Source organism: Bifidobacterium psychraerophilum (assembly GCF_000741705.1).
Taxonomy (GTDB): domain Bacteria; phylum Actinomycetota; class Actinomycetes; order Actinomycetales; family Bifidobacteriaceae; genus Bombiscardovia; species Bombiscardovia psychraerophila.
This window is the reverse complement of sequence record NZ_JGZI01000010.1, coordinates 72,749-99,558: the sequence shown is the minus strand read 5'-3', so window position 1 is coordinate 99,558 and position 26,810 is coordinate 72,749. Positions and strand designations below refer to the sequence as shown.

The 26,810-nt window shown below is 58.7% G+C and carries 27 protein-coding genes, 1 tRNA gene and 1 riboswitch; of the genes, 18 read left to right on the top strand and 10 right to left on the bottom strand.

What is annotated here, in order from left to right:
- Nucleotides 1-6: 6 nt before the first annotated feature.
- Nucleotides 7-762 carry a M23 family metallopeptidase gene (locus BPSY_RS11640; protein WP_100841090.1) on the bottom strand — a complete coding sequence of 252 codons (756 nt, stop codon included), beginning with the start codon at nucleotides 760-762 and terminating at the stop codon, nucleotides 7-9.
- A 484-nt stretch (nucleotides 763-1,246) separates the two neighbouring features.
- On the opposite strand from BPSY_RS11640, the gene BPSY_RS07650 reads away from it, so the two are divergent.
- The 6 genes from BPSY_RS07650 (at nucleotide 1,247) to BPSY_RS11160 (ending at nucleotide 6,228) form a co-directional block, all read left to right on the top strand.
- A complete protein-coding gene (locus BPSY_RS07650; protein WP_051921843.1) occupies nucleotides 1,247-1,897 on the top strand; it encodes a TetR/AcrR family transcriptional regulator in 651 nt (216 codons plus the stop codon).
- Between the two features lie 198 nt (nucleotides 1,898-2,095).
- Nucleotides 2,096-2,800 (top strand): SDR family oxidoreductase, encoded by a 705-nt coding sequence (locus BPSY_RS07645; protein WP_033497863.1) that lies wholly within the window; start codon nucleotides 2,096-2,098, stop codon nucleotides 2,798-2,800.
- Nucleotides 2,801-2,817: 17 nt separating this feature from the next.
- Nucleotides 2,818-3,240, top strand: coding sequence for a hypothetical protein (locus tag BPSY_RS07640; protein WP_051921842.1), 423 nt, complete (start codon nucleotides 2,818-2,820; stop codon nucleotides 3,238-3,240).
- Between the two features lie 40 nt (nucleotides 3,241-3,280).
- The gene (locus BPSY_RS07635) at nucleotides 3,281-3,508 is read left to right on the top strand and encodes a FeoA family protein (RefSeq protein WP_081884419.1); all 228 of its coding nucleotides are present in this window, start codon (nucleotides 3,281-3,283) and stop codon (nucleotides 3,506-3,508) included.
- A gap of 141 nt (nucleotides 3,509-3,649) precedes the next feature.
- The gene (feoB, locus tag BPSY_RS07630; protein WP_238556829.1) at nucleotides 3,650-5,827 is read left to right on the top strand and encodes a ferrous iron transport protein B; all 2,178 of its coding nucleotides are present in this window, start codon (nucleotides 3,650-3,652) and stop codon (nucleotides 5,825-5,827) included.
- The gene (locus BPSY_RS11160) at nucleotides 5,824-6,228 is read left to right on the top strand and encodes a hypothetical protein (protein ID WP_052118907.1); all 405 of its coding nucleotides are present in this window, start codon (nucleotides 5,824-5,826) and stop codon (nucleotides 6,226-6,228) included. The genes feoB and BPSY_RS11160 overlap by 4 nt, the downstream gene beginning before the upstream one ends.
- Nucleotides 6,229-6,264: 36 nt before the next feature.
- Here the strand turns inward: BPSY_RS11160 and BPSY_RS07620 are convergent, their stop codons facing one another.
- Complete coding sequence (locus BPSY_RS07620; protein WP_033497864.1) at nucleotides 6,265-6,924, bottom strand: GNAT family N-acetyltransferase; 660 nt, start codon at nucleotides 6,922-6,924, stop codon at nucleotides 6,265-6,267.
- 208 nt (nucleotides 6,925-7,132) lie between these two features.
- Between BPSY_RS07620 and BPSY_RS07615 the strand changes: the two genes are divergently transcribed.
- The 3 genes from BPSY_RS07615 to BPSY_RS07605 all read left to right on the top strand — a co-directional run bounded on the left by BPSY_RS07615 (nucleotide 7,133) and on the right by BPSY_RS07605 (nucleotide 8,434).
- Nucleotides 7,133-7,208 (top strand) — tRNA-Asn (locus BPSY_RS07615).
- A 179-nt stretch (nucleotides 7,209-7,387) separates the two neighbouring features.
- Entirely contained in the window at nucleotides 7,388-8,026 is a 639-nt protein-coding gene (locus BPSY_RS07610; protein ID WP_033497865.1) for a class I SAM-dependent methyltransferase, read from the top strand.
- 159 nt (nucleotides 8,027-8,185) lie between these two features.
- The gene (locus BPSY_RS07605; RefSeq protein ID WP_033497866.1) at nucleotides 8,186-8,434 is read left to right on the top strand and encodes a hypothetical protein; all 249 of its coding nucleotides are present in this window, start codon (nucleotides 8,186-8,188) and stop codon (nucleotides 8,432-8,434) included.
- A 34-nt stretch (nucleotides 8,435-8,468) separates the two neighbouring features.
- Here BPSY_RS07605 and BPSY_RS07600 read toward each other — a convergent pair whose 3' ends face one another.
- The 3 genes from BPSY_RS07600 to BPSY_RS11715 form a co-directional block, all read right to left on the bottom strand.
- Entirely contained in the window at nucleotides 8,469-9,230 is a 762-nt protein-coding gene (locus tag BPSY_RS07600) for a hypothetical protein (protein WP_051921840.1), read from the bottom strand.
- On the bottom strand, nucleotides 9,227-9,883 hold the full coding sequence (locus BPSY_RS11155) for a MarR family winged helix-turn-helix transcriptional regulator (protein WP_051921839.1): 657 nt from the start codon (nucleotides 9,881-9,883) through the stop codon (nucleotides 9,227-9,229). The genes BPSY_RS07600 and BPSY_RS11155 overlap by 4 nt, the downstream gene beginning before the upstream one ends.
- A gap of 580 nt (nucleotides 9,884-10,463) precedes the next feature.
- A complete protein-coding gene (locus tag BPSY_RS11715) occupies nucleotides 10,464-10,880 on the bottom strand; it encodes a MerR family transcriptional regulator (RefSeq protein ID WP_033497868.1) in 417 nt (138 codons plus the stop codon).
- Between the two features lie 87 nt (nucleotides 10,881-10,967).
- On the opposite strand from BPSY_RS11715, the gene BPSY_RS11975 reads away from it, so the two are divergent.
- Nucleotides 10,968-11,735 (top strand): cupin domain-containing carboxymuconolactone decarboxylase family protein, encoded by a 768-nt coding sequence (locus BPSY_RS11975; RefSeq protein ID WP_238556828.1) that lies wholly within the window; start codon nucleotides 10,968-10,970, stop codon nucleotides 11,733-11,735.
- A gap of 113 nt (nucleotides 11,736-11,848) precedes the next feature.
- On the opposite strand, the gene BPSY_RS07580 is transcribed toward BPSY_RS11975, so the two are convergent.
- Both BPSY_RS07580 and BPSY_RS07575 read right to left on the bottom strand, forming a co-directional pair.
- Nucleotides 11,849-12,715, bottom strand: coding sequence for an aldo/keto reductase (locus tag BPSY_RS07580; protein ID WP_033497897.1), 867 nt, complete (start codon nucleotides 12,713-12,715; stop codon nucleotides 11,849-11,851).
- A gap of 181 nt (nucleotides 12,716-12,896) precedes the next feature.
- Entirely contained in the window at nucleotides 12,897-13,433 is a 537-nt protein-coding gene (locus BPSY_RS07575) for a VIT1/CCC1 transporter family protein (RefSeq protein WP_202961806.1), read from the bottom strand.
- Nucleotides 13,434-13,533: 100 nt separating this feature from the next.
- On the opposite strand from BPSY_RS07575, the gene BPSY_RS07570 reads away from it, so the two are divergent.
- The 6 genes from BPSY_RS07570 to BPSY_RS07545 all read left to right on the top strand — a co-directional run bounded on the left by BPSY_RS07570 (nucleotide 13,534) and on the right by BPSY_RS07545 (nucleotide 21,148).
- On the top strand, nucleotides 13,534-14,016 hold the full coding sequence (locus tag BPSY_RS07570) for a Fur family transcriptional regulator (protein ID WP_051921838.1): 483 nt from the start codon (nucleotides 13,534-13,536) through the stop codon (nucleotides 14,014-14,016).
- 414 nt (nucleotides 14,017-14,430) lie between these two features.
- Nucleotides 14,431-15,042, top strand: coding sequence for an MptD family putative ECF transporter S component (locus BPSY_RS07565; RefSeq protein WP_033497870.1), 612 nt, complete (start codon nucleotides 14,431-14,433; stop codon nucleotides 15,040-15,042).
- Nucleotides 15,039-15,890, top strand: a complete 852-nt coding sequence (locus BPSY_RS07560) for an energy-coupling factor transporter transmembrane component T (RefSeq protein ID WP_157809786.1) — start codon at nucleotides 15,039-15,041, stop codon at nucleotides 15,888-15,890. The genes BPSY_RS07565 and BPSY_RS07560 overlap by 4 nt, the downstream gene beginning before the upstream one ends.
- Nucleotides 15,887-17,503 (top strand): ABC transporter ATP-binding protein, encoded by a 1,617-nt coding sequence (locus BPSY_RS07555; protein ID WP_238556827.1) that lies wholly within the window; start codon nucleotides 15,887-15,889, stop codon nucleotides 17,501-17,503. Before BPSY_RS07560 ends, BPSY_RS07555 begins: the two co-directional genes overlap by 4 nt.
- Nucleotides 17,504-17,534: 31 nt before the next feature.
- Nucleotides 17,535-19,382, top strand: coding sequence for an ABC transporter ATP-binding protein (locus BPSY_RS07550; protein ID WP_051921836.1), 1,848 nt, complete (start codon nucleotides 17,535-17,537; stop codon nucleotides 19,380-19,382).
- On the top strand, nucleotides 19,379-21,148 hold the full coding sequence (locus BPSY_RS07545; protein WP_033497871.1) for an ABC transporter ATP-binding protein: 1,770 nt from the start codon (nucleotides 19,379-19,381) through the stop codon (nucleotides 21,146-21,148). Before BPSY_RS07550 ends, BPSY_RS07545 begins: the two co-directional genes overlap by 4 nt.
- 87 nt (nucleotides 21,149-21,235) lie before the next feature.
- Here BPSY_RS07545 and eno read toward each other — a convergent pair whose 3' ends face one another.
- On the bottom strand, nucleotides 21,236-22,528 hold the full coding sequence (eno, locus tag BPSY_RS07540) for a phosphopyruvate hydratase (protein WP_033497872.1): 1,293 nt from the start codon (nucleotides 22,526-22,528) through the stop codon (nucleotides 21,236-21,238).
- A gap of 238 nt (nucleotides 22,529-22,766) precedes the next feature.
- Nucleotides 22,767-23,261: an inorganic diphosphatase gene (locus tag BPSY_RS07535; RefSeq protein ID WP_033497873.1), complete on the bottom strand. Its 495-nt coding sequence runs from the start codon at nucleotides 23,259-23,261 to the stop codon at nucleotides 22,767-22,769.
- Between the two features lie 55 nt (nucleotides 23,262-23,316).
- Nucleotides 23,317-23,409: riboswitch (Fluoride riboswitch) on the bottom strand.
- 245 nt (nucleotides 23,410-23,654) lie between these two features.
- Here BPSY_RS07535 and BPSY_RS07525 point away from each other — a divergent pair.
- Nucleotides 23,655-24,350, top strand: coding sequence for an aspartate/glutamate racemase family protein (locus BPSY_RS07525; protein WP_033497875.1), 696 nt, complete (start codon nucleotides 23,655-23,657; stop codon nucleotides 24,348-24,350).
- Between the two features lie 455 nt (nucleotides 24,351-24,805).
- Nucleotides 24,806-25,831 carry a uroporphyrinogen decarboxylase family protein gene (locus BPSY_RS07520; RefSeq protein ID WP_033497876.1) on the top strand — a complete coding sequence of 342 codons (1,026 nt, stop codon included), beginning with the start codon at nucleotides 24,806-24,808 and terminating at the stop codon, nucleotides 25,829-25,831.
- Between the two features lie 621 nt (nucleotides 25,832-26,452).
- Here BPSY_RS07520 and BPSY_RS11710 read toward each other — a convergent pair.
- Nucleotides 26,453-26,692, bottom strand: coding sequence for a hypothetical protein (locus tag BPSY_RS11710; protein WP_034886780.1), 240 nt, complete (start codon nucleotides 26,690-26,692; stop codon nucleotides 26,453-26,455).
- Nucleotides 26,693-26,810: the final 118 nt, after the last annotated feature.

Below are 26,810 nucleotides of genomic sequence, written 5' to 3'. Positions count from 1 at the left end.
TCTCGGTCACGCCGCTTTGAGAACAATTCTGCTGCTTCCGGCCAAGGATTCGGGGTTTCTGTAGTTCCCGGCGGCGTCGCGCACACCCCAATGCAGACACTCATCCCCACAGTGATCGGAGGATCCCACGGCCACCGCGAAGCCTGTGGAGCGCTCCACCGCACTGCCTACCGCAAGGTCGCTGACAGCGGGTTCGAAACTGAGCAGCCACGGCTCACACAACAGGGTGACCACATCCTTTCCCGCCACTTTGCCCGAGAAGGCGATCGTTCCCGATGCCGGGGCGAATAGCTGCTCCCCCATCTCAATACCCAGATCGACGCCTCGATGACCTGCAAGCCAGGGTTGCTCGGGAGGATCGAAGGCCCTGAGCATCTTGGGATGCTTCACGGGCCAGAGCAGCCGTGCACGGCATCCCCTTTCACCCGCCGCCTGCAGCAGCGGTGACCGTACGGCACTCGTATGGAAGAGGAGCCCATCCTGTGCGGGCCCGGATGGCGGAGAGGGTGATGCTGCGGGGATGCCCGGATCAGGAGTGAATCCGCGAGCAATGTCCACAGCGGCGTCGGGACACCGGAGGTATGGCGTTCGCGGCATCGTCCGGGAAGCACCGTGGAACACAAACGGCAGGAACATGCAGGTCCATATCGCCGCCACCACCAGACAACAGGCGGATACCGCATTGAGCGAGCGCTTGGCGGCCCATGCCTTCCTGTTGAGCCAGAAACGCTGACGATGCCGTTTGCCATGCAGATCGTTCATATGAGTGCCTTCCTGATGCAGCGGCGCCTTCAAGCGGCAACGCCATGTACCGGCCATATTCCATCGGCTTCACACCAGAAGCTTGCGAGGAATCCTCGTGTGGTCGAAAGTCCCCTTCGTCCACAGCGCGCTTCGTGTCCCGCGTGGTGCGGACAGGTGCGGAGCGATGCTTTCGCCGATACCTGAACGACTTGCAATCGTCCCTGCGGAGAGCCGAAACTGAATGCATGCACGACGCACGACGTTGTGCCGCCACAACCGAATACACCGTTGGAATCCGAGTCTGGAAAGGTCTTCAGGCGGTCCCGGCCGGGGCCGGCAACGCAACGCTGAACGTTTCATCACCATGAATATCTCACGGTATTCAGCAATCCGGATGTTGTTTCCCTGATGTTTCCTCTTCTGGGATTACTATTTGATAGCTCAGCACACGCTCAAGGTTCGAGCGTCGCATCGCATTCCACATGATTAAGAAAGGAGCGAAATGTCAAAAGGTAGTCGTGGTTCCTATCCCAAAGGTATCGCCAAACGTAAAGAGATACTCGATTCGGCGCTGCACATTATCGCCGAGGATGGTTTCAACCACACGACTCTGGCGAAAATATCGCAGGCGGTCGGCATATCCGAGGCAGGAGTGCTTCACTATTTCCATTCCCTGGATGATCTTCTCGTCGAAGTCCTGCGAGAACGGGATATGCAGGATGTGGACACCTTCAGCGGCGCCCCCGTTCCAAGTACCGAAATACTCGACACCATCATCGACGAGGATTGGGATCCGGTGAAAATCGTATCCGACCTCACGAAGAAGAATATGATGACGCCAGGCCTGGTGGAATTGTATGCGCATATGTCCGTCAAGGCCTCGGACCCCGGTAACCCTGCGCACGCCTATTTCACCGAACGGGGCTCTTTCGAACGCAAGTTCGTGGGCCATCTTGTGGAACGGTATTCGCAGCTCCACGGAAACAGTCTGTCGGCATCACCGGAGCATGTCGCGCGGATCATCCAGGCACTGTTGGATGGATTACAGATTCAGTGGCTTCTCGACAACAGCGTCGACATGGAGGCGGTGGCCACTGAGGCATTCAGCATGCTCAACGTCTCTTTGAAAGGCAACACCCAGGAAGAACAATGACGCTCCTTCCACCGTCCGCCGACAACCCCGGTCTTCCGCACACGATCAGGCATTGACGCCAGGACGCGACCGTATCCCGGCCACCGCCAAATCCGAGACCTGCGGTGGCCGGGATGGAGGGATACCGGCGATGCCGCCGGAAAGGGCTTTGGCAGTATAGTTGCCCTGAAGCAGACACACAGACTATGGAGACGAATCATGGCCCAACATCCATCCCCCCTAGCCATTGTGACCGGCGGAGCGTCAGGTCTCGGTCATGCGATCGTGCAACAGCTTATCGAGCGGCAGTACACCGTGTGCAATATCGATTTCGATGCCGCGAAGATGGCTGCGCTGCAAACCACGATGGGACCCCGGTATTACGGCTATGTCGGTGATGCGTCCGATGAAGCGTTCATCGCATCATGCATCGGCGAAATCTCGCAGCTCGGACATATCTCCCTGCTGGTCAACAATGCGGGACAACCCTCCTTCAAAGCCCCCACAGCCTACACAGCGGCCGATGTTGAACGCTGTTTGACCGGTCTGCGCGCGATGATCGCGTGGAGCACTGCGGTATTGAAGGCAAGCGGTGAGCGGGAAAGCAAGATCATCAACGTGATGTCTTCCGCCGCGCTACGCGGCAATCCGCATGAATCCGTGTATTGCGCCGCGAAATGGGGCGAACGCGGATACACCGAAAGCCTGAAAGCTGCGTACAAAGGCAGCAGCGTGAAAATCGTGGGCTTCTATCCGGGTGGCATCGATACCGATTTCTACACCGAGAGCAGGGACTACGTGGATGAGACGAAGCAGCACGGCTTCATGAAACCACAGGAACTCGCGCAGGTGCTGCTGGACAGCACGCTCAGCAAGGCCAATCTCACGGTTGCGGATCTCGTGGTGGAACGCAACCCGCAATAACCCCTAAGGTTAAGCTCATGGGTATTTTTTCACGTTTGCGCCGCACAGGCGGTCAGGACAACGAACAGACACCGTGGCATTCCCAGCCGATGGAAGGCGACGGTGTCTTCGTCATCGAAGACGTCTTTGTGATCACCGGCCGGGGTCCTGTATTCACCGGAGCCGTGGAGAGTGGGATGCTGCGTGTCGGTGATGTGCTCACACTTGATGCCGAGCCCTCCACGGACCTCGCGATATCAGGGGCGATCAAGGCGATCGAATCCCGTCATCGCAAATCCCAGATGGTCGTCGCCGGGGATAAGGCCGGAATCATGCTGCAGGGGGTACGGTCCGAGGATCTTCCCTACTCGCGAAGCGCCTCGGGCTTCGTATTGGATACACAGGCCTTGCGCGGGAACAGGATGCGGACGCTAGCGGCGAGGACCACACCGGAAACATGACCCTTTACAAATGCCGCCGCACACCACTAAGGTCGAAATCATGACCCAATCATTGCGCACATGCCCACTCGGTATGGAAATAGAGATCTGCGCAATTGACCTTGCGGAGCAGTACCGTTTCCGTCTCAGAGAGCTTGGCTTTCGCGAGCACGAACGGATCACCGTCATTCAGAAGGCCAATTTCGGCGGCTGCGTGATCTCACATGGATCCGAGCGCATCGCTGTGGACGGCTCAACGGCCAGACGCATACTGGTCCGTCCCAGTTGACCGAATGCACGCGTATGCCCCACGCTGCCAGGGCTTGAACGGTCATGTCCGACCCGGCCCACGGCCCTGGTCCCGGCCCATGGAGCCTACTGCGATTGCAGCATACGAACAGTGCGACCATAAGAACTTGAGGGAAACATCATGCCAATGCCAGGTATCCAGGATCGTCATGCAGCGGATCAGAGCGCGGATGACCTGAGCGCACCCGCAGCGTGCCCCAACTGCGATGCGGCGGCACCCGGCTGCTCCCACTGCGGCACATCCGGGCATCACCACCATCGGGGCCTCGCGGCCCTGTTGCCGACCTCGCACGAATCCCCTCGCGAGGCGGATGGGAAGCATAGCAACATCGTCTTCATGGGGAATCCGAATGTTGGAAAATCAACCCTCTTCAACGCCGTGCTGGGCAGCAACGCAAAGGTCATGAATGCACCGGGCACCACTGTGCTCATCGAATCCGGCAATCTCGACCATCACGATGAGCAGTGGACCTTCACCGATACTCCGGGTACGACATCCTTGGATGCGATCAGCCCTGATGAGCAGGTATCCTCCGAGGCGGCGATGGGCCGGGCCGGCAACCCCCTTCCCGATGTGATCGTCGCCGTGATCAATGCGACCTCCCCATCGAGATCCCTCTACCTGTTGAGTCAGCTCATCGACCTGGGACGCCCCCTGGTGGTGGCCGTCACCATGCTCGATCTCGCCCTTCGCCAAGGCTCATCCGTGACGCTCGAAGGATTGCGCACGCTGATTCCCGAACTGACCTTCGTGCAGGTGGACGGCAGGACCTCGGCAGGCAAGGAGGAGCTGCTGCAGGCCATCGACTCGGCTCTTGCGGCATCGACGACCTCGGAGCGGGGCTCTTCGCCATTCACCGCCGGCGATCAGATGCTCAGCACCCCGGCCCCGGGAAGGCAGGCCTCACAGCGTGAGGTATCGCAATGGATCAAGTCCACGGCCGACGAGCGTTTCGACTGGGTCGCCGGAAAGGTCCGGGCCCTGGATGGGAGCCATCCCGCTGCGGCCGCGGTGACGCTTTCCGACAGGATAGACCGGGTGCTCCTCCATCCGATTTCGGGAATCGTGGTGTTCCTGGCGGTCATGTATCTGGTGTTCGAATCGATCACAACCTTGGCCAGCCCCTTCATCGACTTCTTCGATGTCACCTTCAGGCAGTGGATGACCTCCGGTATCGATGCGGTGTTCACCACACTGGCCGGCAGTGGGTCACTGGACGGTTGGTTCCATGCGCTGCTGATCGACGGTGTGCTGGGCGGTGCGATCACGGTGCTGACCTTCGTGCCCCCTATGGGGATCATGTTCCTCATCCTCTCGATGCTTGAGGACTCTGGATACCTGGCCCGTGCGGCCTTCGTCATGGACAAGGCCATGAGGGTGATCGGCCTTGATGGACGCGCCTTCCTGCCGCTGGTCGTGGGCTTCGGCTGCAATCTGCCCGCTTTGGCATCCACGCGCACCCTGCCCGATTCCCGGCAACGACTGCTGACCGGACTGCTGATACCCTTCACCTCATGCTCGGCGCGTCTCAGTGTCTACATCGTTTTGGCGTATGCCTTCTTCGACCGCTATGCGGGTCTCGCGATCTTCCTCATGTATGTCGCTTCGATCGTGATCATCCTGGCGGTGGGATTCGCCCTGAGGAAGACGCAGTTCAACGACCTGCATACCCAGCCTTTCGCGATGGAGCTCCCCGCATATCAATTGCCCAAGCTTCTCCGTCTGGTGAAATCGGTGGCCTTGCGTCTGTGGGCCTTCATCACCGGTGCGAGCTCGATCATCATCTCGATGACCATCATCATGTGGTTTCTGGCCGCCATACCGGTCACCGCGGGCGCGGCCGGCACCAACAGCTTCGGACATGTGGATGCGGTCGAGCATTCGCTCTACGGCGTGGTGGCTGAGAAGTCGGCCGTCATCTTCGAACCGGCAGGCTTCAACGACCTTCATGCATCAGCCGCGCTGATCACCGGTTTCGTCGCCAAAGAGGTCGTTGTGGGTTCGATGGCCCAAAGCTATGCGATCGACGACTCGGGCAACGCTTCTGAAGCCGCCCAGGGAAGGGGTTCTCTCGGCAAAGCGGTGCGCGGCAGCTTCGAACGCTCCAGCGGAGGCCATGCTTCCGCGGCAGCCGCGGCCTTCATGGTGTTCGTGCTTGCCTACACGCCTTGTCTCGCCACCGTCGCGGAGATGAAACGCCAGTTCGGCGGGAAAACCGCCATGCAATCCGTGGCGATGGGACTCGTGGTCGCATATGTGCTGGCCATCGTGATATTCCAGATAGGCCGACTGCTGTGAAGGGATTCCATCACACCGTGGGCATGGCCTCAGCCGCAAGTGCGCCCAACCGGCACCCCGACGGGGCAAGGCCACAGGCCACAGGCATCGGCGAAGCGATCATCGCTGAACTGCGATCCGGTTCAACACCCCGTCTGGCAGCCGAGCATCTCCACCTGCCACTGGACTTCGTCGAGATGGTCATCGAAGAGGCACGGGCGGAAGGAAAACTCGACATCCTCCGGATTGGAGGTGCCAGCTGTTCACTTGGCAGCTGCTCACCTGACCCGGATTCCTTGGTCTGCGCAGGCTGCCCCGTCATGGTTACGGCAAAGCGGCGAAAGCCCCGTCTCAGGGGCGGAGCCGGCAATCACATCTCCAAGCTCGTAGGACGCTTCCAGACGCCGCACAGCGGTCGCTGAAGGCTCCTCTGGGGTGTTACGGCCGGATTCCTCGCATCATTCCAGATCCATGCGGTAACTCCAATTGCCGATCTGTGTGCCCTTCCGTTCGAGCTGTCCCCCTGCGAATTCGGTGAATCCGTTCCTGGAATAGAAGCGGCGGTTCGCCTCAGTATTCGTGATCAGGCTCAGCTCAGTACCGCCATGGGCTCGCACATACGGGACCAGGCACTCCTCAATCATATGGCTGCCTAATCCCTGCCCCTTGAGACCGCTATCCACGGCAAGCATCTCGACGTACCACGCATCAGGACACTCCCTCGCGCAATCCTGATGGGCCTGCTCGCTGATACTGAAGAAATCCAGCAGACGTGTGAGACCCGCATGCGGTATCAGTCCCAGTCCGCCGGAGAGGATGTAGTCGAAGACACCGAGCCGTTTGGCTGTGGGATCCTGCAACAGCGCGACCGAGACGACCCGGGCGTTGCGGATGCCGACAAGACAGGCGTGCTTGCGCGCATTGGCCCTGATATGCATCCGATCCAGTCGAGCCATGTAGTTCACGTAATCGGCATAGGAATCGAATGCCTCACGAAACACGAAACTGAAAAAGGGGTACTCACCGAAGGACAGGGCGGTCAAACGGGCAAGCGCGTCGAATTCCTCGGGACGTGCGAAACGGTATTCGACGGTGGATTGCTGTTTGGTATCGGACATATGTCCATTAGTAGCAAGTGCGAAGTACTTCGGCAATGATGTTCCCGATTCACGACGACCTTCCCGATTCCAGGGAAGGGATGGTGAAGGCCCCGCGTCCGATCCCCGGAGCAGGTGGATGCCGACACATCCGACATGCCAATTTGCATTGTCTGAAAAGTGACTGTAATATCTACTTCTTGTGTGCGGCGCACGCCACACACATTATTCCTGCGTAGCTCAGTTGGCAGAGCATCCGACTGTTAATCGGACGGTCACTGGTTCAAGCCCAGTCGCAGGAGCCATCAAAACCGCAACCACATCAGTGGCTGCGGTTTTTTGTTCGCCACATCAGAATCATGCATAGCTGTATTGCGGTAATTCACGCGCTCGCGGAGCATCGCTTATCCCGGCCGGACCGACTGGTGACAGAGGGGTTGTATCGTGTGGATATCACCATCCATCACGCAATGGGAGCAGCGACATGTCTTCTTCGAATCCTTGGCTCGATGTGCAGCTCTCCGATTACGAGAATCATATGCGTCTGGAATCCGTACGCCAGTTGCAGGCGCTGAATCTCATCATGAGGGAGCAGTTCGCGTCATTCGATGTGTCGGACATCATGATTCTCGGCGTCGCGGGAGGCAACGGTCTCGAACATATTGATCCGAATCGGACATCCCACGTTTACGGCGTGGATCTCAACGAGAGCTATCTGCAGGCCTGCTCCCGGAGGCATCAGGATCTGGGCGATTCATTCACACCGCTTTTGGCGGATATATCGGATGAAGCAGTGAAGCTGCCAAGCGCCGATCTCGTCGTGGCCAACCTGTTCATCGAATATGTCGGCTACGAGGCCTTCACCAGGGCGCTGCGCACCGTGGACCCGGAATTCGTCTCATGCGTGCTTCAGGTCAATGAGGATGACGGCTTTGTTTCCGAATCACCATACGGCCATATGTTCAAGGACATCGTGAAGGTGTACCATCACGTCGATGAAGCATCCCTGACCACAACGATGGCATCCATTGGGTACACCAGAATCACCGTGGAGGACACCGACCTGCCGAACGGGAAGAAACTTCGCCGAAGCGATTACCAACGGGATATCGCCAAGCGTTGAGCGGATGCTGGCACTGATCCCCGAAGGCCGTGTTCGGGCCTGCATGGGCACTTGCGTGGGAAGCCGCGCAAGCTCAGGACTCGCGAGGCCACGACCCAGGGACCGGCAATCACGAATCCTGTCTATGATGTGAGTGCCAGCTCTATCAAGGGGGAAGAGATGACTGAATACATTGTTTCATTTGACCTGCATTCAGACGAGGTCGATGTCTGCCCTGACTTCTTCGTGAAGATCGAGGGATTGACGAATCCGACCCGGCTGCAGACCAACGTGTGGATTATCGATTCCTCAATGACTGCAAAGGAAACGGCTGACAGCATCTTCGCACATCTTGATTCCGGTGATGGCCTGTTCGTCAGCGAGTTGAGCGACAGGAATGCCGTGATCGGCCCTTACCGCCACCCTTAGGCTCGATTCAGGGAGTTGGGTTGCGAGGTGGCGATCACTGCTTCAGTCCATCACCACGGTATTGGGCCATCATCACCGATTGCAGCTGCTGGGCGCTGGGAGGTGTCCAGCTGAGCGCATCCGCACCAGCCTGGATGGTTGAGGCGATGCTTTCATCCGTGGCACCGCCCGAAGCCAGGATAGGAACCTCGGGATGGTGGATGCGGATGCTGGCGACCACATCAGCGGTGCGCGCACCGGCTGCCACATTGATGATGGCGGCACCCGCGAGGATTTTTTCCTCGGTTATCTCATCATCGGAGGTCACCGTCGCCACCACGGGGATATCCACCGCGTTCATCGCCGCCTCGATCGTTTCCGCCGGGGCCGGGGCATTGATCACCACGCCGGCGGCACCCTGCATTTCGGCGACCATAGCCAGTTCGACAACGCGCGTCCCCGTTGTGGTCCCTCCCCCGACGCCGACGAACAGGGGCTGCTGGGCCACGGTGAGCAGGGCCTGCGTGATCACCGGCTCCCCGGTGAAGGGATACACCGCAAGGATCGCATCAGCGTTGGTGTTGCGGATGACCGCGGCATCGGTGGTGTAGGCGAAGGTGCGGATGGTATGACCTTTGACGGTTATCCCACCGGCCACCGCGGTGGATTCAGGGACTCGCGCGACCGGTGAGGTCAGACGACCTTCCACGCGCGCCGTGCCAGTCGAGGTGCGGCTTACCGAAGGTGTCGCGCTGTGCTGCTCTATGGCGACTGCCTCGCTTGATGAGAACAAGGAGATTGATGGTCGTGTGCTCATTGGTCCCTTTCTTGCCTGTTTGCCCTGCGGAATTCTCGCATGGCCTCTCTCATCATCTTGCGACGCTCGACAAAATCGTCTTCAGGATGCTTTCGTTCGATATTGTCGATGATGCGGTTCAAATACCCGCTGAATTCGGCAAGTTCCTCTTCGTTCAGGCAGTCGAATATATCGGCGTCCTGTTGAAGACTGTCGTGCAGCTGGCTGGCCGCCTTCCGGCCCTTTTCGGTGATCTGCACCATCGCCACGCGTTTGTCCTCGATGGAGGGCTGTCTGGAAATATACCCCTTGCTTTCCAGTTTCCCCAACAGCTGACCAAGCGCCTGTCTGCTCAGTCCAAGGATAGTCGCCAAATCCCTTTGGCTGACAGTGGATTGCAGCGTTAAGGTGAGCAGCACCCGACCCTGCCCACGCACAGCCGAATCAGCGCCTCCCCCATCGGCGATCTGGCCGCCCTGGTCTTCTGGTGCAACAGCGGCACCCGGTCCGCCCAAGCGCTCATGCCTGCGCGCCGGACGGGCGGCTGCACGCCCACGCCCGCCACCGTATATGCCACGGCCATCAAGGCGGGCAACCTGCGTACGACTGCGGATCATCAGCATGCTCAACTCTCTGAGTTGATTGAGAATATGTGGTTTGACATCGTTTCCCATGATTGTCCTTTCATGCTCGATTTCGATTGTCAAGTACTTGACAATTAACAGCCTATGGCCCCTTCGTGAATTTGTCAACTACTTGACAATTACCTACCCGCGATTGCCGACCCCTTCGATACATCCGCAGGCCGCGGTTCCCCTATCGGCAAGTCCCCCGGCTCACGTAGCACTAGAGGGCATCGATGGCACGCAGCATCGCTAAGATATCCCCAATCACCCAATTGGCCAAGACACTCATATATTCACCAGGGCCACTGCTGGGAAGTAATGAATTCGCACAGACGACGGGACTCTTCCCAATCGCCACTCGGGGCAATATGGTCACCCCCGATCCGATTCACACATTGTCACCGATGCTGATCGGCACCGAGAACTGCGTCTTTCTCAAGCGAAGATCCGTAGGTACGGGAAGTTTCAGGTTCATACGAACGGTCCGAGGACACCCTGAAGGCCAAAGCAGTTGCAACATTTCGGAAAGTAAATAATCAGATGCTCAGTTGGCCCGAGGTCGGGATTCATGGAAACTATGCCAGGGTGCGCGACGGGCATTCGCCCCCACACAGGGCATGAGGAAGGACTACTGATCGGATCTGCACCTGCGCTCTTTGAAGAGTTCGAAGAGATCGTTGTCCCCGTCCTTGAGCTCATGCTCGTACATTGAGATCTTGTATCTGACCATATCGAGATTGCTCTGGTAATGAGCCATCTTCTCTATCAGATGCCGCTCATGCTTCTTCATGATCAGCAGCAGCTCCTCTTGGGAGCCTTCCACTTTCTGCCTGCGGAGCTTGACATATCTGGCCAAATCCGCGATGGGCATATCGGTGCTGCGCATGTGGTGGATGAATTTCAGCCAGTTGACATCCTCCTGGTCAAAGTAGCGCCTACCGTTCTCATGCCGTTTCGCCACGATGAGACCCTCCTGCTCGTAGTATCTCAGCGTTGAGGCCGTCATGCCTGCGGCCCTGGCAGCCTGTCCGATTGCATATTCCATGGATTCCCCTACACGGTTTGACTTAAAGCTCACTCGAAGTTTTAGTATACGAGCATCAGTATTCGATGCAGCGATTGAAGGATGACGATGACCGCAACACACAGCAGCGATCCAACGAGCACAACGCTCGACCCGAACTTCTTTGACGGAACGGGAAGCCTGACCATGCATGAGGCGGACGAGGAATTCTCGACAGGCACCGTCCACTTCGATGCCGCCTGCCGCAACCATTGGCACACGCATCCCGTCGCCCAGATTCTTGTGGTGACCGAAGGATTCGGCATCTACCAGGAGGAGGGCAAGGCCCCGAGACTCCTGCGCAGCGGGGATGTGGTCACCACGGGCAAAGGGGTGAATCACTGGCATGGCGCCTGCCGCAATCATGCCATGGAGCACCTTGCGGTGACCCTCAAGGATGCCGATGGTCATGCCGTTTCATGGGGACGGACGGTCAGCGACGCCGAGTACGATGCCGCGAACGCCGCCGTTGCCGCGGATCTCCCCTCCGACCCAAGTCCTTCGAGCACGATGACGATGGACACCAAGGTCAGTGCGGGACGGGATCAGCTGGGCGCTTTCGCACCCGAATTCGCCCGTCTCAATGACGACGTTCTCTTCGGTGAGGTCTGGGCCAGGCAGCGGCAGCTCAGCGCACGGGACAGAAGCCTGGTGACGGTGATCAGCCTGATGTCCAGCGGAGTGCTCGACAACTCCCTGCGTTTTCATCTGCAAACAGCCAAGGAGAACGGCATCACGCAGATGGAGATCGCGGAGGCCGTGACGCATGCCGCCTTCTATGTGGGCTGGCCGAAAGCATGGGCCGTATTCAACATGGCCAAGGAAATATGGAAGTAGGCGCCCTCGCCGGTATCCGGTGCGAGGAACGCCTAGCACCGGGATGGATGCCGGCCGCGGGACATCGCGTTGATCGGCCGGCATCCATCACCACGCAGAAGGCGGGAATCACCTCATGACTGGTAGACCGGGAATTTCCTATTCGCATCCGAGTAGCGCTGCTTGGTGATATCGCGCAGCTGGGCCATATCCTCATCGCTGATGACGAAGTCGACATCCGCATTCTGTCTCATATGGTCGATGCTTGAGGCCTTGGGCAACGGCAGCAGATCCTGCTGCAGCAGATATCGGACAGCGAGTTGCGTTACCGACACCCCATTGCGTTCGGCGATCCGCTGGATATCGGCGTTGTTCAGCATATCCCCGTGCCCGAAGGGCGAATACGCCTCGACGAGGATATTGCGCTCCCGTGCGTAATCGATCAGATCGAATGGGGTGTTCCCGATGTGGGCGAGCACCTGATCGACCACAGGAAGGGTTGCCGAGTGGTCAATGATATTCTGCAAATCGACCTGTTGGAAATTCGATACGCCTATCGCGCGTATCTTGCCTGCATCATGGGCCTCCTCCAAGGCCTTCCATGCCTCCAGGTTGCCTTCGAAGAAGTGCTCCTCCTCACCGAATTTGGCCCAGGGCTTGGGTGAATGGATGATCATCAGATCGATGTATCCGAGATCCAGTGTTTTCAAGGATTCATCGATGGCCTGCTTGGCGCCCTCGTAGTCCTTGTATTCGGCACGGAGCTTGGTCGTCACGAAGATATCCTTGCGGTCGACCCCCGATGAACGGACCCCCTCGCCAACACCCGCTTCGTTGCCATACGCCTCAGCCGTATCGATATGGCGATAGCCCACCTCGATGGCCTCCCGGACAGCTTGCGCGGCCTTGCCATTGTCTTCTATCATCCAGGTTCCAAAGCCGATCTTCGGAATCTCCACGCCATTCGCCAACGTGAAATGATCATGCAAAACGCTCGCCATATTCGTTCCTCCATCACTGGCTTCATTGTTGATCTTCCGGCACTGCAAGGCAGTGATGCATATCAGCGCCTGCGATGCCAAGCACGAGTGTAAAACTTAAAGTCCACTTGAAGTCAACCCCAGAGTGCAGAGCGCCGATGCCATCGCATAGCGCTGGGGAACGGGCGTCGGCAGGCACGAGTCAGCTGGCGCCCAGAGCCACCCCTATGGCCAGCACGATGGCACCGCCCAGGGTGACGACCATCAGGGAATTCTTCATCGGGACATGCAGGAAGCGATAACGGACCCAGGCGATGACGACCAGTTCGATGGCGACGACGATGAATGCCGCGATCAACGACCAGTGAAGACTGGGAATCAGGAATGGCAGCGTATGGAAGGTGCCGCCGATGGTTGTGGCCGCACCGGTGATCGCACCGCGGACGATGGCCGAACCACGACCCGTGCTCTTGCCGTTGTCGGAGAGCGCCTCCGACCACCCCATGCTGACACCCGCACCCAGGGCGGTCGCCATACCGACAATGAACGCCGCGTGGGGTCCTGAGAAGATCGCGGCCGCGAACACCGGGGCCAAGGTGCTCACCGTGCCATCGATCAGTCCGACCAATCCCGGCTGAACATATCGCAGCACGAAGGCATCATGATCGCCGCCATGCGCAACATGGATACCCGTCGTTTCCGGAATGTTCCCCGATTCCATTTCACTCTCTATCGTCATCGCTGCTCCTTTGCCTCTTATCTTAAATAACTTTTAATAAGATGCAAATTAAAACTATAAATTCCTTGAAATAATGGGTGAAGATAGTAGGCTATGAGCTATGCAGTCGACAACGCGCACATCAGACGGATCAAGGGATCTTGATGCCTTGCTGCATGAGCACGGGCTGCGCAACACGCCACAGCGCCAACTGATATACCGCATAGTCTCCTCCTCCCCGCAGCACGTCAGCGCCGTGCACATACAGCGGCAATTGGAGGATCTGATGCCGGGCATCTCCCTGCCGACCGTGTATGCAACACTTGAGCTTTTCGCCGAACTGGGCATCGTGCACAAGATGGCGATGGTGGACGGGGCCATGCTCTACGACACCGGCCAACAGCGACCGCATGCCCATATGGTCTGCCGCGAATGCGGGCGGATCTTCGATCTGGACATACCACCGGTGAACTCCGCCGAAATCAACGCGGCCAGCGAGCACGGTTTCACCGTGGACTCCGGCGATCTCGTTCTTCACGGTCTGTGCGGCGACTGCAGGGCACGTCTGGCAGGCACCCTGCCATCCCCCACAACCGCCGACTGAGGCGACCGGGAGGGAAGGCGAAGTCCACAGAAGGATCGCCGTTGCCCGCCCGACGCTTCAAACGAGCCGACACCGCGGCTTCCGGGACCTTGCCACCGATGCATCACGCCGCCAACGCGCCGAACCCTACACAAAACGGCATCGGCAGTATATGATAATTATTATCATTATTGATTTGTAGAAGGGCCTCGTATGGGTCACGTGCTGATGGAAGGCATATTCCTGAAGAACAGGAACCCGACGACAAGGGCGGATATGATAACCGAATTTCTCGGAAAATCACAGTCTTGTATTTCGCTCCCAGGATATTTAGCATCCTCTTGGGAGACCCGCCTGCCTCATCAGCCCCGGCTCCCCCTGCAGTAATGCACCCGGCAGTTGCTACAAGCTCATTTCATCAAGAAAGCACCACACATGACATCACAGCAAGATAATACGTCGCGTCTGACATTAGGCACCAGGGACCTGGTCAATATCGGTGTGTTCACGGCGATCTATTATTTCGTCACCTTCCTCGGCGGCATGATGGGAATCATCAGTCCGATCGGCATGTTCGCAGGATTCACCCTCAGCACCATCATCGGCGGAACCGTCATCATGCTGTTCATGGCCAAAACGCATGTTATGGGGGCGATGACCATACTGGGTCTGATCATCGGCATCCTGATGCTCGCCACCGGGCACTTCTGGGGCACCGTCCCGCTGTGCGCCGGACTGGGCTTCGTGGCGGATCTCATCGTAAGAGCCGGGCACTACCGGTCACGCGGCCATAACATCGCCGCCTACGGCCTCTTCCAACTCTGGCTTATCGGCCCCTTCGCCCCGCTCTTCATCAACACCACCGCATACTACGAGGATATGCGAGGCAGCATGGGTGCGACATACGCCAATCAGATGTCCCAGATTTTCACCCCGTGGGTCGTCGCCGCCTTCATCGTCATTCTCTGCTTCGTGGGACTGCTCGGAGCATGGATCGGCACCAAACTCATCGACCGACATTTCGCCAAAGCGGGTATGGTGTCGTGAGCGCCGAAGCAACACTGAGCGAAGCAGTACCGCCCACGTCGACGCCGACCGAAGCGGCCTCGGCAGCAGCATCCTCCCCCGCACCCTCGGCCATGCAGAGGGCATCCACGGCGAATGCCGGAACCCTGCAGGCCGGTGCCGCCGCCAGCGGTCTGTCCGTCGACCCGCGCACCTCGATAGCGCTGCTGGTACTCGTCAACATCCTGGTGCTTGGCGGTGGACCCTTCATCCTCACGCTCGCGACCGCCGCATTCGTCGCAGTGCTGTATCTGCTGTGCGGCAGATGGCGTGGGGCGCTGAAATTCAGCGTATTCATCCTGGTATGCGCCACGGTATTCCTCGTGCTTCCACGTCTTGTTGCCAACCCCGTGACCGCTCTTGTGGCCGTGGCGGCCTACTGGTTCACCCGCTTTGGCGTCTCCTGCGGATACGCGGCCTTCTTCATCGCGACAACAGGCCCCGCCCAGATAGCCGCCGCCCTGGTCACACTGCGATTCCCCAGAAGCGTGGTGGTCCCGCTGATCGTCGTGATTCGATTCATCCCCACGGTCGGACAGGAGCTGCGGGCCATCAACGACGCGATGCTGCTGCGAGGCATCCGTCCCGGCGCGCTCGGTGCGATCATGCACCCGATACGAAGCTCGGAATTCATTCTGGTCCCCCTGCTTGCGGCCTCCTCAAGGATCGCCGACGACCTGAGCGCCTCATCGATGTTGCGTGGCCTGGGAACGCACCGTCATCCCACCACCATCGAAGCACTGACATTCGGCACCGGGGACATCTTCGTATGCATCTGCTCCCTGCTGCTCATCGCACTGCGCATCTTCGGAGGGGGGATCATCCTATGAACCGGGGAGAGAAGGATATGGAGCACAGTGGCATATCATCAGCGGAGTCCTTGGATTCCGGGCAATCCCACCACGGCAACGCCGTCGCGCACATCGATCATGTGAGCTTCTGGTACGGCTCGGCACCGACACGGCATTCCACGTACTACACCACAGCCGCCGATGACGGCACCGCGGATGTCAAACGCACCGACAGAGCGACCCTCAACGATATTTCACTGGACATCCGGCCGGGAACGATCACCTTGCTATGTGGCGCGAGCGGCTCCGGCAAAACAAGCGCACTGCAACTCCTCAATGGTCTGGTCCCCCATTTTCATCAGGGAACGATCACCGGTCATGTCCGCGTGGCGGATCTCGACCTGTCCACAGCAGATCTGAGCGCCTGCGGGGAAGTCAGCGCCACGGTGTTCCAGAATCCGAAAACCCAGTTCTTCACCAGCGCGGTGCGCAGTGAACTCGCCTTCCGCATGGAGAACCATGCCGTCCCCCGATTGCAGATCGTCAGCAATGTGGCCCGTGCCGCACGAGATGGCGACATCGAGGAGCTGATGGGACGTCATCTGAACGAGCTCTCCGGCGGGGAACTGCAGAAAGTCGCATGCGCGCAGGCCATCGGCGCGGACACGCCCCTGTTGCTCTTCGACGAACCCACCTCCAACCTTTCCGTCGATGCGATCGAAGAATTCGCCGGGATGCTGGCGCGGCTCAAACGACAGGGACGAACCGTCGTCATCGCCGAGCACAGGCTCTATTTCCTCAAAGGGCTGGTGGATCAGGCCGTACTGCTCGATTCCGGACGTATCAGCGAAATCATGGACGGGGATGAGTTCTTTGCGCAAAGCGACGAAGCCCGGCGGCGAAGAGGTCTGCGCTCGCTTGAAGAACCGATGGTGGCCACCGCACCGGTCACGGAGCAGGGCGGCAATGGCCTCGCGCTCGACAATCTTCGCTTCGCATACCGGAAGAAGGCCGTTCTTGACATCAGCCATGTGCAATTCCCTGAAGGCTCCGTCTCCGCCCTGGTAGGAGCGAATGGGGCCGGAAAATCAACGCTGGCACGTCTGATCTGCGGCCTGCTCAAGGAACGAGGCGGCTCGGGCATCAGTCTGGACGGCGCCACGGTGTCGCATCGGGACAGAACCCGCATGAGCTACATCGTCATGCAGGATGTGCACCGCCAACTGTTCTCGGAATCACTCCGCAAGGAAGTGACCTTGGGACAGAGCAGCGCGGAGTGGGAAGCCGTGGATGTCCCCTCGCTGCTCAAGGAATTCGATCTTGAAGCATACGCCGACCGGCATCCGCTTTCCCTATCCGGCGGCCAGAAGCAACGGCTGGTCATCGCCTCGGCGATCGCCTGCGACAAACGGGTGTACGTATTCGATGAACCCACCTCCGGCGTTGACTACCGGCATCTGATAGCCATCGCGAAGCGACTCAGGTCGCTCGCCCGCAGCGGCTCGATCGTCATAGTCATCACCCATGACACCGAATTGCTTCGGGCCTGCGCCGATCGGATCGTCACCCTGCATGCCCTGTCGGAATCCGAGGGCGGCTCGCACATCCAGGTCGAATCCGTGGTGAGACAAGAAGAAGCAGAAATACGATAGACGCCGCATCGGGCGTTCTGGAAGGACAGTTGTGACATCACCAACAACAAGGAAGAACACAAGCGAGCATAGCGACGGCGGAACGGACGCCGCGTCGAAAAGCAAGGCCGGAAAGGCCGCGCTCGCCCAGATCACCAGTTCCATCAGATGGTGGTTGCTCGCAGGACGGGTGCTTTCCGGAATCTCAGCGGTTCTGGCCATAGCCCCATACGTCGCGCTGGTGAATCTGGGTGCCGTATTCCTGCAAGCCTGGAATACGGGCTCACCCATCGACCAGCCCAAAGCCATGATGCTGCTTTCGGTACTCATCGGCACCTTCACGGGCAGATTGTGCCTGTACTTCCTGGCTCTGAGCATCACGCATTTCGCCGATGCCCGCATGGGACTCGATCTGCGCACACGTCTCATATCCGCACTGGGCCGGGCCCCACTCTCCCACTTCTCGGCATCGACCAGCGGCCAGATCCGAAAAGCGGTACAGGACGACACCCATACCGTTCACGGCCTCGTCGCACATGCCCCGGTCGAATCCACCTCCGCCCTGGTGATGCCGGCCGCCCTCTTCCTCTATGCGCTGAGCATCGACTGGCGTCTGGGTCTGCTCTCCGTCGCGACCATACCCATATACCTGCTGCTGCAGATGCTCACGATGAAAGGCATGCCCGAGAAGACCGCGGAGATGGATACGAAGCTCTCCACCGTTTCCTCGACGATGGTCGAATTCGTCAGCGGCATCAGTGTGGTGAAAGCCTTCGGACAGGTTGGCCGCGCACACAGGAACTTCGCCCGCGCCGCCGACGACTTCTCCGACTTCTACGTCGGGTGGTGCGCACCCCTGCTGAAAGGCTCGGCGATCTCGATGTCCTTCATCGCCGCTCCGGTGATGCTCCTGATCAATCTCGCAGGCGGATTCCTGATGGTTTCACAGGGTTGGGTGACATCCGTGCAGGTACTCGCATGCGCATTGATCGCCCTCGTGCTTCCCGCAGCCATAGAGGTCGCCGGCAATATGTCCTGGTCATACCAGGTCGCCGGAGCCGCCGCGCTTCGTCTCAAGGACGTGCTTGACACCCCCGTGATGGAACAGAGCGCGACACCGCGCACGCCCAAGGGCTACGACATACGCTTCGACCATGTGAAGTACTCATACGGGAATGTGCTGGCACTCAACGATGTGAGTCTCAGTATTCCCGAAGGCACGACGACCGCGCTGATAGGCCCTTCGGGATCCGGTAAGTCCACACTCGCAACGCTGGTGGCCCGATTCGCCGACCCCGATGAGGGCACGGTACGCATCGGCGGCGTGGACGTACGCGATATGTCCTATGACAAGCTGTATTCCACCGTATCCTTCGTATTGCAGGATGCGCAGCTGCTGCGCATGTCGGTCAGGGACAACATCGCGCTTTCCCGTCCCGAAGCCAGCCTTGACGAGGTGAGGGCAGCCGCCAAAGCCGCCAACATCGACGCTGAGATCATGGCCCTCCCGCACGGTTACGACACGGTCATCAATCAGGATGTCGGATTATCGGGAGGACAGGAACACCGCATCGCCATCGCCAGGGCGCTGATCGTCGATGCACCGATCCTGATACTCGACGAGGCGACCGCGTCGGTGGATCCCGAGTCGGAAGCAGAAATACAAACAGCATTGAACAACCTGGTACGCGACAGAACCGTAATCGTCATCGCGCACAAACCGACATCCATCGTTGGTGCCGAACAGATCGTCGTGCTTGAACGCGGGCAGATCAAAGCCTGCGGCACCCATGACGAGCTTGCCGACGAATCCCATTACGCGGCCCTCTGGGCCAACGCGCAGACAGATGCCAGCGATTACGCCGCCGTGAATTCCGGCAGCGAAGGAGTGAATCTATGAGTGCAGCATCAGCACAAGGCAAACCCTCGTTGATCTCCCGGTACCGGGTGATGATCTCCGAGGAAGGACAGTCACGTTTCACATCGGATATCGCGCTGAGCGCCGCTTCCGGCATCGTCACAGGCCTCTCGCTGCTGGTGCTTCTGCCGGCATCCGCCACACTCTCCGGCGCGGACACCTCGCTGGGACTCGGCTTCTGGGGATGGATGATCATGCTCGCACTGCTCGGCGCCGCAGGTGCGGTAATAGAGTATCTCGGTGCCATAGCATCCTATGAATCCGCCCTTGACATCATCCGCAACCTGCTCAGGAGAGTCGGTGATAAACTCGCCAAACTTCCCATCGGCTGGTTCCATGAGTCCTCGGCCGGCAACCTTTCCCGCTTCGCTTCGCAGGACGTGATGACACTCGGGCAGAGCGTCGCCCATCTGCTGGGCAAACTGATACAGAACGCCTGCTGCGTCGGCGTGGTCATCATCGGGGTGCTGGTCTGGGATGTCCGACTCGGTCTGATACTGGCGCTCAGCGTACCGGTGATGCTGCTTATGCTCAGGCTCTCGCAGTACTGCATCACCAGAGGCAAGCACATCACCGACCCCGCAGAGCAGGAGATCAGCGATCGCATCGTCGAATTCGGTCGCTGTCAAGGCGTCTTGCGCGCCTGCGGTCGCAGCACCTCATTCAAGGAACTCGACGAGGCGAGCGCGGCCAGCACCGCAGCCCAGAAGACCTCCCTGTGGTGGGGCACCGCCGCGAATCTGCTCACCGGTGTGATCGGGCAGCTGATCGTGGTGCTGATGATTGTATTCGCCGCCCGCTTCGCGATGGCAGGCACCCTGGGCCCGGTCTCCGCGATCGCGTTCATCGGATTGTCGCTTCGCTTCATGCAGACGCTTGAGGAGCTTGGCGGGAAGCTGCTGGGTGTCGAAGACAACAGGGTGATGCTGGACCATCTGGACGACATCTTCAATGCGCCGACACTGAGCGAACCCGATGCGCCCGCCGAACTCAGCGACAAGGGTGCGGTTTCACTCAGGGACGTCAATTTCTCCTACCTCTCCGATCATCCGGTGCTTCGCGATGTCTCCTTCGACGTGAAACCCGGCCAGATGGTGGCTCTTGTCGGACCTTCGGGCGGCGGGAAGTCAACGATCGAAAAGCTCATCGCACGCTTCTACGACGTCACTTCAGGCCAGATCCGCGTCGGTGGCGTGGCGGTGCAGGACCAGCCCGTCGCGCAGCTGATGGAGCAGCTGTCCATCGTCTTCCAGGACGTCTACCTCTTCGACGACACCTTGGCCGCGAATATCCGGGTCGGAAGGCCATCGGCCACTGACCAGGAGGTTCAAGATGCCGGCGCGCTCGCGGGTGTGTCCGAAATCGTCGACAGATTGCCCGATGGCTGGAACAGCAGGGTCGGTGAAGGCGGGCATGCCCTTTCAGGCGGCGAGCGCCAACGTGTGTCGATAGCCCGGGCATTGCTCAAGCAGGCCCCCATCGTGCTGTTGGATGAGGCGACGAGCGCATTGGATGCCGAGAACGAGCGTCACATCATGGACTGCGTGGAGCGTCTGAGGCGGACCTCGTCTCTGCTGGTGATAGCGCATAAGCTAAACACGATTCGCTCAGCCGATCTGATCATCGTGCTCGATGCGAAGGGTGGCGTGGTGCAGCGTGGAAGGCATGAGGAACTTATCGGGCAGGAAGGGCAATATGCCTCCTTCTATGCCGCACGCCATCGTGCAAGCCAGTGGCGCATAGCCTAGCCTGAAGACGATGCGGCGGAATCCCCACGAATGAGATTCCGCCGCATCACGGCAGTTCCCCGCATGTTCCGGTTCAGCTCCGTGCGCTCACGCCGCGAACTGCGGGAATGCATTCCTTCCCGCATATTCCACGGAGTTCCCCAGGCCTTCCTCGATTCGTAGCAACTGGTTGTATTTCGCCACCCTCTCGCCGCGTGCGGGTGCCCCCGACTTGAGCTGCATGGCGTTCGTCGCCACGGCGAGATCGGCGATGGTCGAATCCGGGGTTTCACCCGAACGATGCGACACCATGGTGGTCAGACCGTTGCGATTAGCGAGTCTTATGGCATCCAGGGTTTCGGTCACCGTGCCTATCTGGTTGAGCTTAATCAAGGTGGAGTTGGCCGTACGCTCGGCGATCGCGCGTGTGATGAACTTCGGATTGGTGACGAAGATGTCATCCCCCATGATCTGAACCTTGTCACCAACCCTGGCGGTCAAGGATCTGAAATCATCCCATGCGTTCTCGTCAAAGGGGTCTTCGATGGAAGCGATCGGATACTTGTCCAGCAGCCCCTCATAGAAATTCGTCATATCCTGGGCGCTGGCGAGCGCGCCATCGAAGTGGTAGACGCCTTCCTCCTTGTCAAAGAATTCGGATGCTGCGGCATCGAAGCAGATGGCGATCTGTCCCCCCGCTTCATATCCCGCCTTTTCGATGGCTTCGACCAGCAGATCGAATGCTTCGGTGTTCGATTGAAGATTCGGCGCGAATCCGCCTTCATCCCCCAGCCCTGTTTCCAGCCCACGCTTGACCAGCACCTGTTTCAAGGCATGATACGACTCCACATTGGCACGTAGTGCATCGTGGTAGCTGTCGAAACCGACGGGCGCGAACATGAATTCCTGGATGTCCACGTTTGATGAGGTGGCGTGAACCCCTCCGTTCAGCACATTCATCGAGGTCACCGGAATGATGTGACCGTCCGTACCACCGATATACCGGTACAGAGGCAGATGTGAGGAAGAGGCCGAAGCGTGCAGGGCCGCCAACGAGACGCCGAGTATGGCATTCGCTCCAAGCCTCGACTTGTTTTCCGTGCCATCAAGGTCGATCAGCGTCTCATCCAGACCTCGTTGATCGCTGGCATCAAGACCGATGACGGCCTTGGAGATCTCGCCGTTCACACCGTCAACGACGCTTTGCACGCCTTTGCCACCGTAAAACCGCTTATCTCCATCCCGTTTCTCATTGGCTTCGTTCTCACCGGTCGAAGCGCCTGAAGGCACCGAACCGAGACCGAAGGAGCCATCGTCCAACACCATTTCCACTTCGAGTGTGGGGTTGCCTCGTGAATCGAGGATCTGACGTGCGTGAATGTGAGAGATTGTCGTATCCATAATATTTCCTTAGCTAATTGCTTGTGCACTGTATAAAACACCGCATAACAAGCACTGTGTCTCAAGCACTGCGTAGAGGGCACTGTGCGGAGAACACCGCGCAGAGAACACTGTGTAACAAGCACTGTGCGGAGAACACCGCGCAGAGAACACTGTGTAACAAGCACTGTGCAGAGGACACCACACAGTGAGCTCCGCACAGAGAGAGCGCGGCGGTAGTGAATCGGAGGATGGATTCCTAGCCACGTTGGGCCCGAGTAAACGATTCCGAGATTTCCTTATTGGCGGCGCTCACCCCTTTCCATAAGAATTCAGGGTCTACGTACTTGCCGGGTTCTATGGCTTTGTATTGCGAGAAGAAGTGTTCGATCTCCTCCTGCTTCCATGAACTGATGTCATCGAGGTTCTCGATGCCCTGGTAGCGGATATCCTGCGGAACGCATATCACCTTCGCATCGGGACCGTGTTCGTCGCTCATCACGAATAATGCCACCGGACGGGCCAGAATCAGACAACCCGGGAATACGGGAACCTCGTCCAGGACCAGGGCATCAAGAGGGTCACCATCCTGCCCGAGCGTCCCCTCGATGAAGCCGTAATCGGCGGGGTATCCCATTGATGTGAATAGTGTGCGATCCAATCGGATTCGACCCGACTGATGGTCCACCTCGTATTTATTGCGTTCGCCACGGGGAATTTCAATGATTACCGGCAATGCCGCGCTGCTCTTCATACTGTCTCCTTGTCATCGTTCCAGAGATGAGGAGACTGGGCATAACGGCTCCTGCATCTCTGCAGAAGTCATCAGCTCGTTGAGCGGTTCAGGCGTATGTACTGTGTTTCATTTTGGTGCCTAGGGTAACTTCATACCCAACCACGCCCACTATAACTCGCGACACGAGGAAACGCCCCACGCGTGTCCCGAAAGTTCCCAAGAGCTCCCAAGCCCCACCCCAGAGACTCAGATACTCAAATACCCAAATACCCAAGACCCTGATACTCGGCATCCCAGGAGCCGGTGCGAGGACTTCAGGAGATCATCATCAATGGCGTTATCCGTGATGCGTCCACATGACCGCATAACGGCATGCCCACGGATACACTGGGCTCTCACAGGGGGTACGTTATGAAGAAACTTGGCATCATCGGAGGTATCGGTCCCGAGGCGACCATGTCGTACTACTCGGAAATCATCGCAGGGTACCAGCACCGTATGGGCAGCCTTGAGACTCTGCCGGAAATCGTCATCAACAGCATCAATATGTACCACATGTTTTCACTGTTGGAAGTTCAGGATTACGCTGCCGTGGCCACCTACCTCGCAGATGCCGCACGCGAACTGCAACAGGCGGGCGCCGACTTCGGGCTGATGTGTGGCAACACACCCCATATTGTTTTCGAAAGAATCCAGGAACAGGTCGATCTTCCTTTACTGAGCATCATCACTCCCTCCCTGAAGGCCGCTCAGGACAAAGGACTGAGAAGGCTTGGGCTGCTGGGTACCAAATTCACCATGCAGCATGATTTCTTCACAGTGCCTTTCATCCGGACCGGCATCGACATCATCACTCCCTCGCCGGAGGATCAGACTTACATCCACCGGAAAATCGTCGAGGAATTGGAGAACGGTATCGTTCTGGAACAGACCAGACAGGAGATGATACGGCTGATCACAACGATGATTCATAGCAATCACCTCGATGGCATCATCCTGGGCTGCACCGAACTGCCCCTGTTGCTGCAGAATACCGACATCCCTGTTGATATCCTTGACATCGCCAAACTGCACATCCAGCAGGCCGTTGAAGACATCTGTGCTTGAATTTCAAGAACTTGCACCATAGCCGAAGCGATGATCGGATGGAGGCGTGACATCGGTGCCACGCGGCATGGATGCATCGTGCATGTTCCTTGCTTCTCCCCCGGGGCACCGTCCATCTCCTGCGCCGCTGAGAGGTGCATCCGGCGACACTCAACCCTAGGCACTGGTAGCGCTCATCGAGGGTGGAGCGCATTGCGAGGGCATTGCGTGGGCATTGCTGCGCATTCGGGATTGGGTGTCACGGGTTATAACGGACCTCTATACCCTTGCGATTGCGGGGATTGGGCGGAAAACCGGGGTGTTTGAACCGGCTCCAAGTAATGCCGATGCCTGCACCCGCCACAGCCGTCTCAATCCTTGTTACCTTCGTGTGCAACACAACAGATGCGTTTCCGCTCCGGCTGTATCCATGCCCTGGTCATCGGAACACATGAACTGCTCAGAAGGAGATTCCCATGTCAGATTGGAACAGCCGCTCACGATTCGATGCCGTGCTGAGTGGAGAGGTCCCGGATAGGCCTCCGGTCGCCGCATGGGGTCATTTCTTCGATGTGGAGACCGATCCGGCACTGCTCGCCGACGCGACGATTCGCTTCACGCTCGGATACGACTGGGATTGGGTGAAAATCAATCCAAGGAACACCTATTATCTTGAGGCCTTCGGCAATACCTTCGACTATGACGATTATCACGGTTCCCAGCCCTACCAGACCCGGGGAATCATCAACACCGTCAAGGACCTGCGGCTGGTGGACCATGAACGCGCGATCGGTTCCACGGCCATACTCGACCAGATCGATGTCTTGCGACGCGTGAGGAAGTCACTGCCTGATCTGCCGGTGGCGCAAACGGTCTTCTCCCCCTTGACCATTCTGCTCGGGCTGGCGGGTCTGCCACGCAGCGTGGGCAAGACGATACCCGGCTCCACCACGCAGGTGAGCCTGAAGGATCTGATCAGCGAAGACCCCGAGGGCACCCACCGTGCACTGCATGAGATAACCCTGGTCCTGGAGGATTACATCGCCCGAATCGCCGACGCCGGGGCCGACGCGGTGTACTACGCGTTGACCGGCACAGCGAATCCTGTCATCAGCGGCAAAACCATATTCACCGAATTCTCGACCCCGTATGACAGACGCATCATCGCCTCCATAAGCGACCATGGACTCCCGACCCTGCTCCACACCTGCGGCCCGCACGCATTCCCGGATGTGATCTCCAGCTACCCGGTGAAGGCCATCAGTTGGGATCATTTCGACTCCGGCAACCCCGGCATCGGAACACCATCACCCATTCCTGCATTGGCCGGAGTGAACAGGGCCGACATCACCAAGCGGGATGTGGAGACCGTACAGCAGCAGGCCCGCAGGGCACTGCAGGTGTATCGGGGCAAACCCTTCCTGTTGTCGCCGACGTGCAGCACGCTCACCGGATTGCGCAATCCGGCATTGTCGGCACTGAGATCGGCAGTCGAGGAGTAGCCCACCGATCGTCAGCGGCATGCTCATCGACCCGTCACAGCATGACGGGTCAGCAACAACACGGCCGAATACCCCATCCCTCATGGGATTGGGCCATGGCCTCATTGCCGCCGACGCCTTCCCGGACGCCCCCGGCCCTCCCGCTGAGACGGTATGGATGGACGGCGATGGGCTGGGAACATCCGCCTGCGGCGGCCAGTGGAATGATGAGGCCCTGCCCGGAGAGCCCGCCACTGCGTATCGGCTCAGGTGCGCCGCAATCCGGGGCAAGGTGCGAGGCGGGGTGCGAGACAGAGTGCGAGGCGGGGTGCGAAGCAGAGTGCGACGATGCATCCTCAGGCAACAGCTCTTCGAGATCCAGCCACGATGCCGTGATGCGCAGTATTCCTCCGAAGTCCATCGCAGCCGCTCCCATCCTCGTATGTGCATATTTCCATATCCCTTGCCATGCATGCTAAACGACTGGAACGCCGACGTGCCGAATCCGTTAGACGCATCGCCTATCGTGCGCTATCAAGTGCTTTGATGCTCGGCCCGGACCCGAACAAGTCATGTCGCTTCCTGAGCAGCCGCATCGATCTGCTGCATCCATCGGCTGCATCGATCGGTCACATCGATGGGTCACATCGATCGCCCGCACCGACCGCTTGCACCATTCGGTCGCGCCCACCGCTCGCACCGACCAATCGCATTGTCCAGTCGCACAAACCAGTCGCACAAACCAGTCGCACCGACCATCATTGTCTCCATCAACATCATCAACATCATCAACATCATCAACATCGTCTCAATCTGCACTGTCTTGAGCAGTGCGCCGTGGTCGCATGAGGCCGCCAATCCCCACCGCTGATAACCGGTCATCACGAATGCGTATACCGACATCCTTGAGTACTGCGGTTCCGGTGGATAGGCTTTTGCAGTATCACGAAGAACCACAGCATCACAACGGAGCCTGAAGGCCTGGAACAGAACGGAATCG